Genomic DNA, 19,706 nt, shown 5'->3' with positions numbered 1-19,706 from the left:
TGCTATTTAATATCATTTCTCGGAGAGAATGATTCAATCACTAATATTTCTGATGACGCGCTAATTCGATTGATGCGCTTGCAGGCATATGGTATTATATAACAATAGTGATGGAGATTTCAGGGAATATTTATCTATATCTGATAATTCCCGAATCTCCTATTATGAAAAGAAAGGAGTGTTAAAAGCAGAGACAGGATGCCTTTTGACTGGCATCGGAAGGAAAGAGAAGAAATTCTGGATTAGGGAGGTTTTGAAGGAATGGTACGATCCAAAAAGTTGATGGCGCTTCTGCTGTCTTTGACTCTGGCAACCAGCAGCTTTGCCGGTGTGCCAGGATTTGCACAGGTGGCAGAACAACAATCGGATTCAGCCCGGCAGGTATTGCTGCTGGAACAGGAAACAGAGCGGGAAGTAAACTTTAACGAAGGCTGGCGGTTTCTTTTGGGGAATCCCTCCAACGCGAATGACAGCCGCTTTGATGATTCCGACTGGCGGCAGCTCGATTTGCCGCATGATTGGAGTATTGAACTTGACTTTGACCGCAATTCCCCCTCTACACATGAGGGCGGCTATTTAAACGGCGGCACCGGTTGGTATCGCAAGACATTTATGCTTCCCGCCGAGTGGGCGGATAAGCGCGTATCCATCGATTTTGGCGGCGTCTATATGGACAGCACGGTCTATGTAAACGGGGAGCAGGTGGGCAACCATCCATATGGTTATACGCCGTTTTCCTACGATATTACGGATCGTTTAACAGCTGACGGCGTGACAGAAAATGTGATCGCCGTTAAGGTGGTCAACCAGCAGCCCAGCAGCCGCTGGTACTCCGGCAGTGGTATCTACCGCGATGTGTCGCTTACGGTAACAGAGCCGGTCCATGTGGGGCGGTACGGCACATTCCTCACCACGCCGGATTTGGAAGAAAAGAATGGAACCGGCGAAGTGACCGTGAACGCGCAGACGGATGTTGTCAACGATGCGAAACAAGCGGTGGAAGCCGTTGTTACGACAACGCTGTATGATCCGGACGGACAGGAAGCGGCACGGGGAACGGCAGACGCGCAGACTGTCGCCGTGGGAGAGACCGTTCTGGTGGAGCAGGAAATTCCTGTTACAGACCCCGTGCTCTGGTCCACCAAAGAACCGAATCTGTATCAGGCGGTTACGGAGATTGAAATAGGCGGCGAGATTGTCGATACGTATCAGACGACCTTCGGTTTCCGGTGGTACCAGTTTGATCCGGATACCGGCTTCAGTTTGAATGGAACAGACATGAAGCTGCACGGCGTCTGTATGCACCACGACCAGGGTGCTCTGGGCGCTGTGGCAAACTACCACGCGATTGAACGCCAGATGCGGATGATGAAGGAGATGGGTGTCAATGCGATCCGCGTGACCCACAATCCGGCGGCGGACGAACTGTTGGAGGTCTGTAACAAACTGGGCCTGATGGTGATCGACGAGGCGTTTGATACCTGGTACGGCACGAAAAAAGCATATGATTACGGACGTTTCTTTGAGAAGGCCTGTACGGATCCCTCCGCGGAGCCGGGCATGACTTGGGCGGAATTCGACATCAAGACGATGGTGGACCGCGGCAAAAACGATCCCTGCGTCATCATGTGGTCCCTGGGCAATGAGATCGGGGAGACCAACCAGGCAAAGGGCCTGACGACAGCGCGGAACCTGAATGGCTGGATCAAGGAAATCGATCCAACCCGCCTGACCACCATTGGCGAAAACAAGTTCAAAAGAAATCCCACGCAAAATTGCTTTGACGTATCCGATACGGTGGACGTGGTCGGCATGAACTATGAGGAGCCGAATTATTCGCTGCGGCATGAGCAGCACCCGACCTGGAGCCTCTACGGCTCGGAGACTTCCTCCGCGGTCAAAAGCCGCGGTATCTATCAGACCAACAATGCCCTCATGCAGCTGACCTCCTATGATAAGGAGCACGTCGGCTGGGGCCAGACGGCGGCGACCTCCTGGAAAGCGGCGCGCGATCATGCGTTTATCGCGGGAGAGTTTGTATGGACCGGCTTCGACTATATTGGCGAGCCGACGCCGTATTATAACAGCTATCCGGCAAAAAGCTCCTACTTTGGCTCGGTGGACACAGCGGGTTTCCCAAAGGACTCCTTCTATATCTATCAAAGCCAGTGGACCAGTGTGGAAGACAACCCAATGGTGCATATTCTGCCGCATTGGAATTGGGGTGCTGATAAAAATGTTCTGGTAAATGTCTACTCCAATGCCGCCAGTGTGGAATTGTTCCTGAATGGGGAATCTCTGGGCGAAAAGGCGTTTGAGCAAAAGGTGACAGATTACGGCCTGGCGTATCAGGAAGCGGCGGACGGCAAACTGCAGCTGGAATGGAATGTTCCATTTGTGCCGGGCGAGCTGAAAGCGGTCGCCAAGGACGAGCAGGGCGAACCCATTGCGGAGGACGTGGTCCGCACAGCAGGTGAGGCGAAGAAACTGCGCGTCACTCCGGAAGAAAAGGTCATCGCGGCGGACAGCTACGATCTGTCCTACATCACAGTGGATGTGACGGACGAGAATGGGACAATTGTCCCCGACGCGGACCATCTGATCCAATTCCGCGTGACAGGAAATGGAAAAATTGTCGGTGTAGACAACGGCAATCCCACCAGTGTGGAACGGTATAAAGCGGAACAGCGCAAGGCGTTCAGTGGCAAAGCGCTGGTCATCGTCCAGTCAACAAAGGATGCGGGCGCTTTTACCCTGACGGCGACATCGAAGGGATTGGAATCTGCACAGACAAAGGTCTTTACGATCGATCCAAACAGCGAGGAGACCGGGGTTGTTGGTTACGAGACCCCTGATCTGACGATAAAAGCCGGAGAAATCCCGTCGCTTCCGGAGCAGGTAACGGCGATTTATGCCGACGGCAGCGAGGAAACGGTTGCGGTTACCTGGGGCGAGCTTCCCGATCTGACGGAAGCTGGCAGCTATCGGGTGGATGGCGACACGGAGGACGGCGGAAGTGTAACACTGCTTATCCATGTCCGCGGCGAAGCAGGCGTCAAGGCGTATTCGGCGGCGACGTTGGTCGGCAGCATTCCGCAGCTTCCAGAAACAGTTCAGGTGCTCTATACGGATGCCAGTGTAGAGGACAAGCCCGTAGAGTGGGACGCGATCACCCCGGAAATGGTTTCTGAAGAAGGCGTATTTACCGTTTATGGTGCGGTGGAAGGAACTTCCCGGAGAGCAGCGGCAACGATCCGCGTTTCCAGCGAATCGGTACAGACCAATGTGGCACGCAAGGGAGAGGCGATCACCTCCTTCCCCGGCAACGATAATATCCATTCCATCAACGACGGCGTACTCCGCCCGGCGAATGCCGGTTCTACCCGGTGGACCAACTGGCAGGCGGGCGGCCAGCACCGCGCCTCTGATTGGGTGGGCATCGCGCTGGATCAGGCGTATACCGTGGACCAGGTTGCCGTGGACTTCTATACCGACGGTGCGGTATCCCTGCCCAAGTCCCTGATTGTGGAGACCTCAACCGATGGGGAAACCTGGACTCCGGTTGCAAATCAGAGCAATACAGACAGCTTTGTCCTTCCGGCGACCGGGCGGTCGAACGATATTACCTTTGACCCGGTGGAGGCGGGCTATGTCCGCATCAACATGACCTGCCATACAGACGGCAGCGGCGCACCGGACAAATTTATCGGTGTGACAGAGTTGCAGGTATTCTCTCACGTGGTAGCCGCTCACTCAAATGCGGCGCTTTCCGCAATTTCGGTGGATGGGCAGCCGCTGGAAGGCTTCCAGCCCGATGTCTATCAGTATGAATATGCGGTAGGTTTTGATCAGGATGTTCCGGCTATTACCGCGGAGGCGGCGGACAATGCAGCAGTTTCCATTTTACAGGCGGTTAATACCGACTCCGCCGCACTGGTCTATGTACAGTCCGAAGATCACAGTGTGGAAAATATCTATACGATTCAGTTTGTACCTGCGCAGGCGCCGCTGCAGAAGGCGGTTCTCTCTGCGGTGCGTACGGACATTACAGAAGACGACACAGAAGCGCTCCTTCTGGAAATTACGCTTACGGATGGCAGCAAGGTGGACCGCTCCGCCTGCACGGTGAAGTATACGGTTCAAACGGAGGGGGAAGCACAGGCGGAGGTTAAGGAGCATGCGCTTTCCGCAAACAGCGGACCGGGTGCGGCGATTGTTACAGCGGAAGTTACCTATGGAGGAGATACCGTTTCCTCCAATGCCTTGCGCTTTACCATCGCAGCGAATCCGGAAAAGACGACGATTACCTCTTATGAGGCAGTGCGGGTTCTGACAGACAGGGGCCGGCAGCCAACCCTTCCGGAGCGCATCAAAGCGACCTTCAATACCGGTTTACCGAAGTTGGTTCCCGTCGTCTGGGATACCATTCCAGAAGAAAAGCTGGAGGAATACGGGACGTTTACCGTTGAAGGAACAGTAGAGGGGCAGAAACTGAAGCCCACGGCGACCGTTGTAGTGCAGGGGAATCTGGCGGCGAAGAACCTTTCCATGGCGACGCCGGTCGGCATCCCGCCCGCACTGCCGGAGCAGGTTCCCGTCTATCTGAGCAACGGCGGCACGATGGATGTAGCGGTTGTATGGGATGCTTATGACGATGCCCTCCTGTGGGAAACGGGAACCTTCGTGGTAAACGGTACAACAGAGACGGGTGTACCGGTCAGTGCTTCGATCCGCGTATCGGATGAAACAATCAAGGGCGACAACGTGGCGGCTGCCAGAGAGGGCTGGGCGCTGCCCATCGCGGTTGCGTCCTTTACACATGACATCAACCCACCAAATTCCGACAGCGTGGCGGAGGTCAACGACGGTCTGGTCAGCTACGACGCCAATGTGCTCAAGAACAAGTGGACCAACTGGCAGCGCGGTACCCAGCGCGCAGGCGATTGGGTGGGCGTTGTGTTCGGACTGGGCCTCCCCGAAAAGAAATATATTGACAACTTGGAGGTGCATTTCTACACGGACAGCGGCGCCAGCCTGCCCGCTGATTTCCAGATCCAGTACTATGTGGGCGAGGATGCGCCGGTGATCCCGGAAAACCCGGGCCGTGTCGCGCAGGTGGCGGATAATGCCATGAATGAGGAGGCCAATTGGCAGGATGTATCCAATCTGGTTTCTGATCCGGCGCAGACAACAGAGAAAGCGGGCAACACCTATACGTTTGACACCGTGGAAACCTATGCGATCCGCATCAAGATGACGGGTGTCAGCGGCAAATGCCTCGGCGTTACTGAAATGCGCGCATTTGAAAAGAGCGTCGTGGCGCACGATGACTTTACCGTGGAAGAAATTCTGGTGGATGGCACGCCGCTGCAGCTTGCAGGTGGACAAAAGGAATATGAAATTGAGGTTTCAGGTACAGAAGTTCCGGCTGTAACTGCGGAAGCAGATCACAATGCGGCGATAACGATTCTTCCCGCGAGCCGTGTTCCGGGTACAACACAGATTATATTTACTTCGGAAACGGGAACCAACGAGGAGAGCTATCGCATTCGGTTTGTACAGAAGGCGGAAGAGCCGGTACGGCCGCAGGGTTCCGGTACACAGGCTGATCCGTTCCGCATTACCAGCGCGGCAGAGCTGGACAGCCTGCATACGCTGGGGACCTCTCGCTTGGAAGGGCTGTATTATTACAGTGTTGAGAATGACATTGACTTGTCCGACCGTATCTGGATGCCGATTGGCACAAAGGAGGATCCATTTAGGGGAACTGTCTTGGGCAATGGGCATACCATCAGCGGCCTGCGGGTGGAAAGTGCCGATTCCCATGCCGGCCTGTTTGGCAGCTTGAAGGAGGCCGTCATCGAGTCTTTGACGGTGGAAGTCGACACGGTTCAGGGCAAGAACTATGTAGGCGCATTGGCGGGATACGCCAATGAAGGTACGATCACGGACTGCCATGCAACAGGCGGAACGGTGACAGCGACAGCGGAAAAAGCCGGTGAAGCCGGCGGCCTGCTGGGCGTGGGCCTGTATACGGTGATCCGGGACAGCAGTGCGTCCGTGGAAGTTCGCGGCTATTCCAATATCGGCGGCCTGCTGGGCGACTACTCAGGAGAAGGCTACTACGGCGAAGGCATCGCCAACTGCTATGCAACCGGCGATGTCACCACCACGAATACAGAGCCCGAAACGCCCGTGCAAGCGGGCGGTCTGATTGGCAAATGCGCCACGAAGATCAACGCAAAGGGCGGCCTGACCAACTGTTACGCGACCGGCGATGTAATCGGCGCGGGACGTGCGTTCGGCGGACTGGTGGGAAGGAGCGGGGACAGCGCGATTGTCAACTGCTACGCGACCGGCGAAGTGGGCGGCACCAAGGAGGCGGGCGGCCTGATCGGCCAGGGCAACGTCGCAAACTTGGTCAACTGTTACTCCACCGGCACGGTGAAGGGCGAGGCCGGGAAGGTCGGCGGATTCGTCGGCAACGCGAACGGCGTATCCTTTACGGACTGCTATTGGAACCAGGCTGCGGCTGCGGCATTTAACGGTTGGGGGACTCCCAAAGCGGGAGAGCCAACAGCAATGGCGCCTGCGGATATGCAAAAGCTCTCGTTTGCCCTGCTGTTGAATGAAAAGAAACCTACTCTGCCCAAGTACTGTGCAGACTGGGGCTTTGATGCGGAGAAAAACAACGGTCTGCCGGTTCTGTGCGGCGTTGGCGTCGGCAAGGACGTCGATAAGGCGGAAGAGCCGGAAGAAAAGCTTGTCCACTATACAGTGTTGCTGAGCAACGTGGGCGGCCTGCTGCAAACAAGCTTTGAAGTGGATGTAAAGGTAGGAGACAGCCTGCAGCTCGGCTACGAGTACGGTAAGAAGTGGGGAAGTGGCGCGACCAGTGACTACGGCTATTGGCTGACGGTCAACGGCAAGAAGGTCAGCTGCGACAACTACGGCAAGTGCAAATTCATCTACAATGGCGAAGAGGTCAAGGTCGGCACGAATATCGGCTGTATCACCTCCAAACTGCCGCCGGTGGATATCCCGGCAATTGTCCCGACAGCGGACATGGTTGGAAACAACCAGACATTGGTTCTGCCGCTGCGCGACTTCACGGAGAATGTGATTACGATTCCGATCGTAGCGCAAAACCTGGAGAGGCAGGAGATCGGCTTCTTCACCTTCACGGTGGATTCCTACACGGATTCCAGCCGGTTCCAGGTGAAGGACCTGACACAGCGCAACATCAAGGTTACGATGAACAGCGGCTATGAAGTGGAAGACTGCACACCGGTGCAGACGATGAACTACGCGGTCCTGCTGGGCGCAGACGGCGTGGCAAAGCTCGGCACGAGCGCCGAGTGGATGGGCCAGTTCGCTGTGGTCGTAAAGACCGTGGCTGTGACGGGCGTCACGCTGGACAAGACAAACCTGACTTTGGAAAAGGGCGCAACGGATACGTTGACCGCGACGGTTCTGCCGGAAAATGCGACGAACAAGAACGTCACATGGACGTCCGAAGACCCGACGGTTGCAACCGTGGAGGACGGCGTTGTCACAGCGAAGAAATCAGGAACCACGGTGGTCACCGTTCGCACAGTGGATGGCGATTACAGCGCAACCTGTAATGTGACCGTGAAAGCGGCCGGACCGGAAGAGCCGCAGGCTCTGACGGTGACCTATGGCTCCAATGTGACGCTGAAGGTCAATGGAGAAGCACAGCCGATTGCGGATAAGATCGGCAGATACCAGGTGCAGAAAGCGGAAGAGGGAACCGCGTACCGGTTCACCTTTGAGCCGCGTCTCAGCGGCCGGATGTTCCGCTCCGTCACAGTGGGCGATGCGGAGCCGGCAATGATCAGCGGCAGCACCTACAACTATGATTTCACCATGGGCAAAGAAGAGGCCGCACTGCACTTCACGTTTGAAGTGACGGACAAGAGCGTCCTGGGCCTGATTGTCGATTACGCGAAGGAGCGCATCGACGCGGGCGACGTGGAAGTTCTGGTGCCGGATGTGAAGACGCAGTTCATAGCGGCGTACAACACAGCAAAGGCTGTGAATGAGGACGCGACCGCGACACAGGCGGAGATCAACAAGGCGTGGAGCGACCTGCTGCACATGATCCATTACCTGGAGTTCCGTGCGGGTGACAAGGAAGACCTGCGCGACATGATCGCGATTGCGGAAGGCCTTCAGGAGGCGAATTACACCGCGGCAAGCTGGGCGGCCATGCAGGCAAAGCTGAGCGAAGCCAAGGTTGTGGAGCAGGACAAGAACGCGCTGGAGAACGACGTCAAGACAGCGACAGAAGCCCTGTATGACGCGATCATGGAGTTGAAGCTTGTAACGGCGAACTGGAGCGGGCTCCAGAAGCTTCTGGAAGAGGCGGAGAGAATCGAAAGCGTACTTGACAGCGAGTACCTGCCGATTGGACAGGATGCCTTCAAGGAAGCGCTGAAGGCGGCAAGAGAACTGCCGGCGGACGCGACACAGGCACAGATCGACGCGGCGGCGAAGACGCTGACCGTAGCGATTGCCAGCCTGCAGAAGATTCCGAACAAGGATGCGCTGAAGGCGATCCTGGACCGCACGGCGAATGTGGACCTGAGCGGCTATCCGGCGGCAAAGGTAGCGTATTATCTGGCCAGACGCGCCATCGCGGAGAATGCTATGAACAATCCGCTGGCGACGCAGGCAGACGTGGACAGCGCGTGTGACGGATTGCAGGATGCGTGGGATAAGCTGCATGACAACCACAACAGCAGCAAGCCGTCCGGCGGTAATTCCGGCTCTTCCGGCAACAGCTACGGCGGCGCGGGCACAGCGTCGGCACAGACTTCCCCGCTGGTAGCGGCGGCGCAGGGCGTAACCGTACAGGCGAGCGTCCGTTCCGACACAACGCTTCCGTTTGTACTGAAGAGAGGCAGCGCGTACTGCTTCAAGATGACGGTGGTCAACGGCAATGCAAATACGGTACCGAGCTTCACCGTAGGCAACGGCGGCGTATTGAAGACGCAGTTTGTAGCGAAGATCGGCAACGATTACTACTACAGAGTGTGGGCGACCGGCAAGCCGGGCGAGAGCACGGGCGTGTACACAACTCTGCTGGGCCAGAATCCGCAGAAGCACTGCGTGGTAACCATCGGCTGAGTTTCCAGACGAATCGATTGACAACCTGAATAACAGGACCGCACCCTTGGCAGCAGCTGAGGGTGCGGTCCTTGTTTCTGTAAATGGATCAGAAAAATAATTTCTGGTACTGTTTGACAAAAAAGGAGCGTGTCCAGCAGCTGCATCATGTAAAATAAAAGCGATCCAATGTCCATTTTGAAGGTAAACGTGCAAATCGATGGCTTTTGGCAGGGATAAAAAGGCGTGGATACAGAAAGCGGGGTGTTGACAAAATAATGATCTGTGGTAAAATAATACTTAAAATTTTTTAATTATTGGATATAGGGGCGTAGCCATGCTGGAAGCCGTTTTTAATGAGATCTACATGAAGTTCAAGCTGAATTTTTATAAGAGTGTCTTCCGGCGGGTAGGAGAGCGCAAGCTTTCACTGAGCGCAACGGAGGTTTTTTCCGTTGAGGTCATTTACGCGCTGGGGCGTCCCACCATCCGGGAGTTTGCCGATTTTATCCACATCTCGCAGCCGAATGCCACTTATAAAGTCAATTCCCTGGTCAAAAAAGGGTATGTCAATAAAGTGAATTCCACATCGGACAAGCGCGAGTACCATTTGGAAGTGACGGCAAAATTTCGGGATTATTACCAGGTCAACGATACCTATATTAAAGAGGTGATGGGCCGGATCCGCGAACGGTTTACCGAAGAAGAGGCCAGGCAGTTTGAGCGGATGCTGACCATTATGTCAAAAGAGTTGATGTAGAAAACCAAAACAGAGGGCTTCCTGCGGGAAACAGTCTGTTTTGTTTCATAGATTGAATTTTAATAAAAAGGGTGGTACAACCATGGCAATCAGAATTCTTACAGATTCCACATCGGACATTACACAGGAACAGGCACAAAAAATGGGCTTGACCATCGTTCCTCTGAAGGTGGTCTTTGAGGACGGCGAGTATCTGGACGGCGTGACCTTGCAGACAGAAGAGTTTTATCAAAAGCTGACGGAGTGCAAGGAACTGCCTTCTACCAGCCAGCCCTCGCCGGATGCATTTAAGAAATATTTTAAAGAAGCGCAGGCGGCGGGCGACAGCGTTGTGGGAATTTTCATTTCCAGCAAACTGAGCGGAACGGTGCAGAGTGCCAACATTGCCAAAGAAGCCTGCGGCTATCCGGAAGTCTATATTGTCGATAGCTTGAATGCGACGATCGGTATGCATCTTCTGATCGATATCGCTGTTTCCATGCGCGATGCGGGCAAGTCTGCGCAGGAGATTGTGGAGGAAGTAGAAGCGGCAAAGAACAAGGTTTGCCTGCACATTGCGGCGGACACGCTGGAGTATCTGAAAAAGGGTGGCCGTCTGACCAAAACGGCGGCATTTGCCGGAACCCTGATGGGAATTAAGCCGTTGATCGGCCTGGAAGACGGCGTGGTGGCCGTGCAGGGCAAGCCGCGCGGCATGCAGAAAGCGTTTGAGGATTTACTCGGTCTGGTGGAGAAAAACGGCGGCGTCGACCAGCAGCATCCGGTTTACATCGGTTATGCCGGCAGCGCGGAAACCATGGCGCCTTTCCAGAAGTTTATTGAAGAAAAGCTGACCGGTGTGCGTATTTATACCAGCCCCGTTGGATGTGTCATCGGGACACATACCGGCCCCGGTGCGCATTTCATCGCCTATATTAAAAAATAAGCGGGCGCTTTTGAGTTTATAAAATAATCGGCTTTGCAGAGATGCAGGGTCGATTTTTTGTTATGAGAGGGAGATTCGATGTATATTCTGTTTAAACGGATTTGCGCTTTGTTTAAAGAAGGGGCCTGAAAAGGGAATCATATTTGGATAGAAGGATACAAATGTCGTCTGAGAAACGAAAAAAATACAAGAAAAGGATAACTTCAGGTTGAAAAATTGTGCAATCTATGGCATAATAAAAACCTGCGCATGCTGTTGTTTTTGAACAGCAAAAAATATAGGAGGGGATTCAGTGGGAAAGGAAAGAAGCAGCTTTTCCAGTAAAATTGGCTTTGTATTGGCGGCGGCCGGTTCGGCGGTCGGATTGGGAAACATTTGGAGGTTCCCTTATCTGGCGGCAAAATACGGCGGCGGAATTTTTCTTCTGGTCTATATCATCCTTGCGGTTACGTTTGGTTTTTCTCTGATGATCGCGGAAATTGCGATCGGCCGCAAAACGGGGTTGAGCGCGGTTGGAGCGTACGGCGCGCTGAGTAAAAAGTGCGGCTTCATGGGCTGGCTGACATCTCTGGTGCCAATGATTATCCTGCCGTACTACTGTGTGATCGGCGGATGGGTCATCAAATATTTTGCGGCGTTTATCTCCGGGCAGGTGCAGGCTGCCGCGGGAAACGACTATTTTAACGGATTCATTTCACAGACGGGACAACCCCTGTTCTGGTTCTGCCTGTATGTGGCGGCAACCGCTTTTGTCGTGCTGCTGGGTGTGGAAAAGGGCATTGAAAAAGTCAGTAAAATCCTGATGCCAGTCCTGATCGTACTGTCCATTATCGTCTGTATTTATTCCATGACGATGCCCGGCGCACTGGAAGGCGTCAAATACTATCTGCTGCCGGATTTCAGTAAGTTTTCCATCACAACAGTGCTGGCGGCTCTGGGACAGCTTTTTTATTCCATGTCCCTCGCGATGGGAATCATGATCACCTACGGCTCGTACATGAAAAAGGACGCCAACCTGGAAAGCTCTGTCGGCCAGATTGAGCTGTTTGACACGGGAATCGCCTTTATCGCGGGTATGATGATTATTCCTGCGGTCTTCGCTTTCTCCGGCGGCGACGAATCTGCTTTGGGCGCAGGCCCCGGCCTGATGTTCGTCACCCTGCCAAAGGTATTTGCCAGCATGCCGATGGGCGGATTCATCGGCACGGTTTTCTTCCTGTTGGTGCTGTTCGCGGCGCTGACCTCCTCTATCTCCCTGATGGAGACGGTCGTTTCCATTTTCCAGGACAAATTCCACTGGAACCGCAAGGCGACCTGTCTGGTCGTGATGATCGGAATGCTGGTGATTGGCGTCCCGTCCTCGCTCGGCTTCGGCGTGTGGGACTTCATTCAGCCGCTCGGCATGTCCATTCTGGATTTCTTCGACTTCATCAGCAACAGCGTGCTGATGCCGATTGTGGCGTTCCTGACCTGTATCTTTGTCGGTTATATCATTAAAACAAAGGTCATTGTGGACGAGGTCAAGCTTTCCTCCAAGTTCCGGCGTGAAAAGCTCTTTGTGGTGATGATCAAATATGTAGCGCCGATCTGCATTGTCGCCATCCTGGTCAGCTCGGTTTTGAACGCGTTTGGCATTATAAAAATTTAACAAGGCGAACAAAAACGGCAATATTGTGAATCGTCAAAAAATTAAGTTTGTATCATGTATGTTTTGCAAAAAGATTCTGATAAATATAAAAATGATCCCCTCCCCCGCCACAGGCGGGGGAGGGGATCATCAATTTTACTGATCTCGAAAGTTTCATGAAAATGCGCGTTTTAATACAGACTCGTCTATGCTTCCAAACCTTCAAACTGCATGTTGTAGTATTTGGCGTAGATGCCGCTTTTTTGTAAAAGGGACTTATGATTGCCGCGTTCCTGAATGCCGTCGTCATCCAGTACGATGATTTCGTCCGCGTTGCGAATGGTGGATAGACGGTGTGCAATCACAATCGTGGTGCGGTTTTTGGAGAGCTGCTCCAGACTGTGCTGGATGTGCTGTTCGCTCTCGTTGTCCAGCGCGGAGGTTGCCTCGTCCAAAATCAAAATCCTGGGATTTTTCAGGAACACCCGCGCGATGGCAAGGCGCTGCTTCTGCCCGCCGGAAAGCCGTGTACCGCGCTCTCCCACGTAGGTGTCGTAGCCGTCCTCCAGCCCGGAGATGAAATCATGAATGTTGGCGTTTTTCGCCGCTTCAATGATTTCTTCCATGGTGGCGTCCGGTTTGCCGTAGGCGATGTTATCCTTGATGCTGCCGGCAAACATGTAAACGTCCTGCTGTACGATGCCGATGGAGCTGCGCAGGCTTTTCAGAGTCAGACCGCGCACGTCCTGCCCGTCAATGGCGACAACACCGTTTGTGACGTCGTAAAACCGGGGAAGCAGGGAGCAGAGCGTCGTTTTTCCGCCGCCGGACGGGCCGACCAGCGCGACGGTTTTGCCCGCGTCGATGTGGATATTAATGTGGTTCAGGATGGTGTTTGCGTTGTCGTAGCTGAACGAGACGTCCTGATAATCGATTGTGCCCTTCACGTTCTTCAGCTCTTTGGCGTCAGGTACATCCACGATCTCCGGTTCTGTTTCTACAACCTCTAAAAAGCGCTTAAAGCCGGAATAGCCCTTCTGGAACAGCTCGGTAAACTCAATCAATACGTCGATCGGGTTGATAAAAATGTTGATATATAGCGCGTAGACCGCCAGGTCAGAGAGCTGAATGGCCCCCTGCGAGACAAAGTATCCGCCGCTGACCAGCACCGTGGTAAACAGGACGCCCTGAAAGAAGTTGTTGCCCGCGTGAAAGCTTCCCATGCGGCGATAGTTGCGCTCTTTGGAATCCAGAAATTGCAGATTGCTGTCCGAAAACTTTTCCCGCTCCAAATCCTCGTTGGCAAAGGACTTGACCACGCGGATACCTGCGAGACTGTCCTGCACACAGGAGTTGACGCCCGCAATCTTTTTGCGGTTGTCCATAAAGACCGCGCGCATCTTTTTGTTTTGCTGGATGCTGAATACCAGCATAATCAAGGTGACCGCCGCCAGAATCAACGTCATCGGCACATTGATCCAGAGCAGCAGAGCAAACGAGCCCAAAATTTTCAGCAACGAAATAAAAATGTTTTCCGGCCCGTGGTGTGCCAGCTCTGAGATGTCGAACAGGTCGGAAATTAGCTTACTCATCATTTCGCCGGTGTTGTTGCGGTCGTAATAGGAAAACGACAGGCGCTGAAAATGGTCAAACAAGTCCTGCCGCATGTCGCTCTCCATGCGCGCGCCCATCACATGGCCCTGGTAAGTGATGTAGTACCGGCCCAAAAAGCGGACGAAGTACATGACCAGCAGACCGATGGCCAGCCACGGAAGCGTCTGTAAAATGACTTGTGTGCCGCGTGCGAACAGGTCCTTGGTGAGCCAGTTCAAAATCTGGGGGAATGCCAGGTCGATCAGACTGACGACCAGCGCGCAGAACATATCCAGCCAGAAGACGACGCGGTACGGTTTGTAATATTTAATGAACTTCTTTAAGACAGACATGTGCCCTCCTCATAGTAAATGCGTGTCACCGGGCACAGACGGGGGATGCTCAGAGCGTTTCCGGTTCCGGGTATTCCTCGCCAAATGTTTCCACGGTGACGGTTTTCATGATTTGATCTTCGCGCGGGCGGTCGTTGTAGTCGCGGGCGGCACTCACAATGCGGTCCGCCTCCTCCATGCCGGAGATCACCTTGCCGAACGCGGCGTACTGGCCGTCCAGATGCGGTGCATCCGCGACCATGATGAAGAACTGGGAGCCTGCGGAGTCCGGGCTCATGGCGCGCGCCATGGAGAGAACGCCGCGGGAATGCTTCAGGTCGTTCGGGAAGCGGTTCATGGCGAACTCGCCCTTGATGCCGTAGCCGGGGCCGCCCATGCCGGTACCCTCCGGATCGCCGCCCTGAATCATGAAGCCCGGAATGACGCGGTGAAAGATCGTTCCGTTGTAAAAGCCCTTTTTGACCAGGGAAATGAAGTTGTTGACCGTGTTGGGTGCGACCTCCGGGTACAGCTCCGCCTGAATCGTGCCGTTGTTGGTTTCGATGGTGATGATCGGATTTTTCATCTATAAAACCTCCTGATGTAAATTTTTTGCACAAGCAGTTTTCCTATTATACCTTTCTTTTTCAGAAACGGCAAGGCGTATGAAGATTTTATGGTTCATTTTGGAGCGGTTTTGTGGTATACTTATCTACTAAGACATTAGGGGCATTCTGAAAACTTCAAACTCTTGGCTAATTCTACTGAAAGCGGCTCGTTTGCGCCCCAAAAGCCTCGGAATACATACAGTATTCCTGCGTTTTTGGGCCATAAGTCGCTCGCTTTCAGCGAATTTTCCGGTGGTTTTCTGTTTTCAGAAACGCCCTTGAAAATACCTGTTATCAGGAGATGCGTGGGCGTTGGTTCCCACCGGATTGGAGTAAAAATGGAAGATACGTTTAAACTGGTGGTGCCCTGTCTGTTGGGCGTAGAAGGCCTTGTGGGCGACGAACTGCGCCATATGGACGCGCAAAATGTGGAGCCGCAGAATGGCCGCGTGCTTTTTGACGGGGACGCCGCCATGCTGGCCCGCGCCAACCTCTGTTCCCGCTACGGGGAACGCGTACTGGTCCAGCTGGGAAGCTTCCGGGCACTCAGTTTTGAGGAGCTGTTCCAAGGGGTGAAAGCCCTGCCGTGGGAACGCTGGATCGGCAAAAACGACGCGTTTCCGGTCAAGGGAAGCTCGCTGAATTCCAAGCTGGCCAGCGTGCCGGACTGCCAGTCGATTATTAAAAAGGCAATTGTGGAGCGGCTCAAGCAGAAATACCATGTCAACTGGTTCGAGGAGACGGGCGCTCTGTACCAGGTGCAGTTTCTGCTGATGAAGGACGTGGTCAGCATTATGATTGACACTTCCGGTGCGGGTCTGCACAAGCGCGGTTACCGTGCCAACGCAACGGACGCGCCCATCAAGGAGACGCTTGCCGCGGCGATGGCGTACCTGTCCCGCGTGCGCAGCGACGGTGTGGTGGTCGATCCCTTCTGCGGCTCCGGCACAATCCTGATCGAATCCGCGCTGTACGCGATGAATATTGCGCCCGGCCTGCGCCGCCATTTTGCGGCGGAGCGCTGGGAGGGCATGGGGCCGGAGATCTGGCAGAGGGAAAAGGAACGTGCGCAGGATCTGGTCCGGCGCGACACGGGCTTTACCTGCTACGGCTACGATATCGATGGCGCGGCAATTTCCCTCACGCTGGAAAATGCGAAGAAGGCGGGCGTAATTTCCTGCCTGCGCGCGGAAAAGCGGGACATCACCGCGTTCCGGCCCGCAGGAGAACGCGGCAACGTGATTTGCAACCCACCGTACGGGGAACGGCTGCTGGATTTAAAAGAAGCGGAAGACATCTACCGCACGATGGGAACCGTCTTTGCGCCGAAGCAAAAGTGGAGCTATACGATCATCAGCCCGGATGAAACCTTTGAGGACTGCTATGGCCGCAAAGCCGACCGCCGCCGCAAGCTGTATAACGGGATGATTAAGTGCCAAATATACATGTATTACAAGTCTTGACAGGGGCCGTTGAAGAACAGCCCTTTGTGGTTTAGGGCAAAATGTGTTTTTCCGCTTTTCTGGACCTCCGGTCGGGACGCGGACTTCCAGTCGGGACGCGCCTACGGCGAGTACTATTTTCACCTCGCGGACAAGGCTTAAAATATGTCTTTCTCCGTTTCTAAAAGCGGCGAGGATCATTGTCACTTTGCAGGTAATGGTCAAAATGTGTTTCTCCACCTTTCTGAAAGGTGGCGGGATCAAAGGGCAGCGGACGTGCAACGTCTTTCGCGCCTCCGGCTATGGTCGTTTAGAATCTCGAGCGAGGCTTTAGCCTCAAGCGAGCGTCCCAACAGGAGGTCCTCTTTCTGAGAAGAGCGAGTGGGAACGAGTGATATGGTCCTTTATGAGCTTTTTGTGCTGCAAAATAAACTTTCGGGACCGGGCGGAAGCCCGGCCCTTTTTTCTCTGTTTTGGGCGGAATTGTAAATAATTTATGAAATTGTAATTTTTCGGGAAAAACCCCTTGATTTTTTATAAACGAGTGGCTAAAATAGGTTTAGCACTCAAAGATACGGAGTGCTAAACAAAAATAACCTTTCAAGCGGCGCAGAAAATGAGCCGCGCAGTTTGAAAGTGTATTTTTCATATAGTAAAAGTTTAGTAAGATCATTTCTTGAAGGAGGAACTTTAAATGACAGTCAAACCTTTGGCAGACAGAGTATTGATCAAGATGGAAGAGGCGGAGGAAACCACGAAGAGCGGGATCATCCTCGCGGGCTCCGCAAAAGAAAAGCCGCAGGTAGCAAACGTGATCGCGGTTGGCCCGGGCGGCCTTGTGGACGGCAAGGAAGTCACCATGACCGTCAAGGTTGGCGATAAGGTTATTACCAGCAAATATTCCGGTACAGAGATCAAAATGGACGGCGAGGAATACACCATCGTCCGCCAGAGCGACATTCTCGCGGTTGTAGAGTAATTTGACCGGTTCCCGGAAATACACATGATATGTTTGGAGGAATAACAATATGGCAAAGCAGATCATTTATGGCGAAGAAGCAAGAAAAGCGCTTTCCAGCGGCGTAAACCAGCTGGCAGACACCGTAAAAATCACCCTTGGCCCGAAAGGCCGCAACGTGGTTCTCGATAAGAAGTTCGGCGCGCCGCTGATCACCAACGACGGTGTGACCATCGCAAAGGAAGTCGAGCTGGACGATCCGTTTGAGAACATGGGCGCGCAGCTGGTCAAGGAAGTTGCTACCAAGACCAACGACGTTGCGGGCGATGGCACCACCACCGCGACTCTGCTGGCGCAGGCGCTCATCCGTGAGGGCATGAAGAACGTTACCGCGGGTGCGAACCCGATGGTTCTGCGCAAAGGTTTGCAGAAGGCGGTCGACGTCGCGGTTGACGCTCTGAAGGAGCATTCCAAGAAGGTCGACGGTTCCAAGGACATCGCGCGCGTTGCAACCGTTTCTTCCGCGAACGAGGAGATCGGCCAGCTGATTGCGGACGCAATGGAGAAGGTTTCCGCCGACGGCGTCATCACCGTGGAAGAGAGCAAGACTGCAATGACCGACTGTGACGTTGTGGAAGGCATGATGTTCGACCGCGGCTACATCAGCCCGTATATGGCGACCGATACCGACAAGATGGAAGCCGTCATGGACGATGCGTACATCCTGATTACCGATAAGAAGATTTCCAACATTCAGGAAGTCCTGCCGCTCCTCGAAAAGATCGTACAGTCCGGCAAGAAGCTGGTCATCATCGCGGAGGACGTGGAAGGCGAAGCGCTGACCACCCTGATTCTGAATAAGCTGCGCGGCACCTTCAACTGCGTGGCGGTCAAGGCGCCGGGCTTCGGCGACCGCCGCAAGGAAATGCTGCAGGATATCGCGACGCTGACCGGCGGCCAGGTTATCTCCTCCGAGCTGGGTCTGGAGCTGAAGGATACCGAACTGTCCCAGCTGGGCCATGCACGTCAGGTCAAGGTTGACAAAGAGAACACCATTATCGTCGACGGCGCGGGCAACCCGGACGAGATCAAAGCCAGAGTCCACCAGATCCGCACCCAGATCGATGCCACCACCTCCGATTTCGACCGCGAGAAGCTTCAGGAGCGCCTTGCAAAGATGGCGGGCGGCGTAGCGGTCATCCATGTCGGCGCGGCGACCGAGATCGAAATGAAGGAAAAGAAGCTCCGTGTAGAAGATGCGCTGGCTGCAACCAAAGCGGCTGTGGAAGAGGGCATCGTATCCGGCGGCGGCGTTGCGCTGATCGACGCGATCCCGGCGGTTACCAAGCTGCTTGACAGCACCGACGGCGACGAGAAGACCGGCGTGCAGATTGTCCTGAAAGCGCTGGAAGAGCCGGTTCGCCAGATCGCTGCAAACGCAGGTCTGGAAGGTTCCGTCATTGTGGAGAATCTGAAGAAGGCCGGTAAAGTCGGCTACGGTTACAACGCACTGACCGAAGAATACGGCGATATGATCAGCTTCGGCATTGTCGACCCAACCAAGGTTACCCGTTCCGCATTGCAGAACGCGGCTTCCGTTGCGCAGATGGTTCTCACCACCGAGAGCCTTGTCGCAGATAAGAAGGAGCCGACTCCGCCTCCGATGCCGGCGGATCCGGGCATGGGCGGCATGTATTAATCTCAATAAATAAATGGAAAGGGACTGTCGAAAAACAGTCCCTTTTTTGTTTGTAGTACTAAGTGAAAGATAAAGAGTGTTTCTCCGCTAACGGTTAAAACGAGTTTTTCCGCTTTTCTGAAAAGCGGCGGGATCAAAGGGCAGAGCCCTTTGCCGTTCTCCGCAGAGAACGGAACCTCTTCCTGAGAAGAGCGAGTGGGAACGAGTGATAAACTTATTTACAAACCTTTAATGATACCGTGTTTAATTTTCCCCGGCTCCGTATGGAGCCGGGGATTTCTGTGTCATAATATCCCTAACCAGCGGAGCAGGTAAATACAGTCCTGAAAACCCTGTTGGTAGATGTAGGGGCTTTCAATGGTCTGCACCCAGTTTTTCGCGGCGTCAAATTTATCGATCCATTCGTCGTTTTCGCCCAGCTGCTCCTGTATCTTTTGGTACAGCTCGGAGCAGGTGTCGGATGCGCGCTGGTACTCCGGATGATTCTTCGTTTGTTCGTAGGAAAGGCGGCCATAGGATTCCGCGCAGCACTGCCGAAAGTTTTCCGCAAAGTTTGGATATGCGTAATTTGATTCCATGTGTGTTCTTCCTTTCAAATTTCGTTTGCCGCAGCGCTTGCAGGAAATGGCCGCA

General features: G+C 54.0%; 10 protein-coding genes. 7 read left to right on the top strand and 3 right to left on the bottom strand.

The window, feature by feature from the left end; all coding sequences use genetic code 11:
- Window positions 1-261 precede the first annotated feature (261 nt).
- The 4 genes from BN2106_RS11665 (at window position 262) to BN2106_RS11650 (ending at window position 12,462) form a co-directional block, all read left to right on the top strand.
- Entirely contained in the window at window positions 262-9,150 is an 8,889-nt protein-coding gene (locus BN2106_RS11665; RefSeq protein WP_050698763.1) for an Ig-like domain-containing protein, read from the top strand.
- 316 nt (window positions 9,151-9,466) lie between these two features.
- On the top strand, window positions 9,467-9,889 hold the full coding sequence (locus BN2106_RS11660) for a MarR family transcriptional regulator (protein ID WP_050698762.1): 423 nt from the start codon (window positions 9,467-9,469) through the stop codon (window positions 9,887-9,889).
- 82 nt (window positions 9,890-9,971) lie between these two features.
- Window positions 9,972-10,814 (top strand): DegV family protein, encoded by an 843-nt coding sequence (locus BN2106_RS11655; protein WP_050698761.1) that lies wholly within the window; start codon window positions 9,972-9,974, stop codon window positions 10,812-10,814.
- 292 nt (window positions 10,815-11,106) lie between these two features.
- Window positions 11,107-12,462: a sodium-dependent transporter gene (locus tag BN2106_RS11650; protein WP_050698760.1), complete on the top strand. Its 1,356-nt coding sequence runs from the start codon at window positions 11,107-11,109 to the stop codon at window positions 12,460-12,462.
- A gap of 185 nt (window positions 12,463-12,647) precedes the next feature.
- On the opposite strand, the gene BN2106_RS11645 is transcribed toward BN2106_RS11650, so the two are convergent.
- On the bottom strand, window positions 12,648-14,387 hold the full coding sequence (locus tag BN2106_RS11645) for an ABC transporter ATP-binding protein (protein WP_050698759.1): 1,740 nt from the start codon (window positions 14,385-14,387) through the stop codon (window positions 12,648-12,650).
- Between the two features lie 49 nt (window positions 14,388-14,436).
- Window positions 14,437-14,952: a peptidylprolyl isomerase gene (locus BN2106_RS11640; RefSeq protein ID WP_050698758.1), complete on the bottom strand. Its 516-nt coding sequence runs from the start codon at window positions 14,950-14,952 to the stop codon at window positions 14,437-14,439.
- Window positions 14,953-15,312: 360 nt separating this feature from the next.
- Here BN2106_RS11640 and BN2106_RS11635 point away from each other — a divergent pair, with 360 nt between their 5' ends.
- From BN2106_RS11635 to groL, 3 genes are all read left to right on the top strand, one after another.
- Window positions 15,313-16,437, top strand: coding sequence for a THUMP domain-containing class I SAM-dependent RNA methyltransferase (locus BN2106_RS11635; RefSeq protein WP_050699451.1), 1,125 nt, complete (start codon window positions 15,313-15,315; stop codon window positions 16,435-16,437).
- 673 nt (window positions 16,438-17,110) lie between these two features.
- Window positions 17,111-17,395, top strand: coding sequence for a co-chaperone GroES (locus BN2106_RS11630; protein ID WP_050698757.1), 285 nt, complete (start codon window positions 17,111-17,113; stop codon window positions 17,393-17,395).
- A gap of 49 nt (window positions 17,396-17,444) precedes the next feature.
- Window positions 17,445-19,073 carry a chaperonin GroEL gene (gene groL, locus BN2106_RS11625; RefSeq protein ID WP_050698756.1) on the top strand — a complete coding sequence of 543 codons (1,629 nt, stop codon included), beginning with the start codon at window positions 17,445-17,447 and terminating at the stop codon, window positions 19,071-19,073.
- A gap of 284 nt (window positions 19,074-19,357) precedes the next feature.
- On the opposite strand, the gene BN2106_RS11620 is transcribed toward groL, so the two are convergent.
- The gene (locus BN2106_RS11620) at window positions 19,358-19,651 is read right to left on the bottom strand and encodes a hypothetical protein (RefSeq protein ID WP_050698755.1); all 294 of its coding nucleotides are present in this window, start codon (window positions 19,649-19,651) and stop codon (window positions 19,358-19,360) included.
- Window positions 19,652-19,706 lie beyond the last annotated feature (55 nt).

The sequence above is a fragment of the Anaeromassilibacillus senegalensis genome (assembly GCF_001261775.1).
Taxonomy (GTDB): domain Bacteria; phylum Bacillota; class Clostridia; order Oscillospirales; family Acutalibacteraceae; genus Anaeromassilibacillus; species Anaeromassilibacillus senegalensis.
This window is presented reverse-complemented; position numbering and strand designations above follow the sequence as displayed.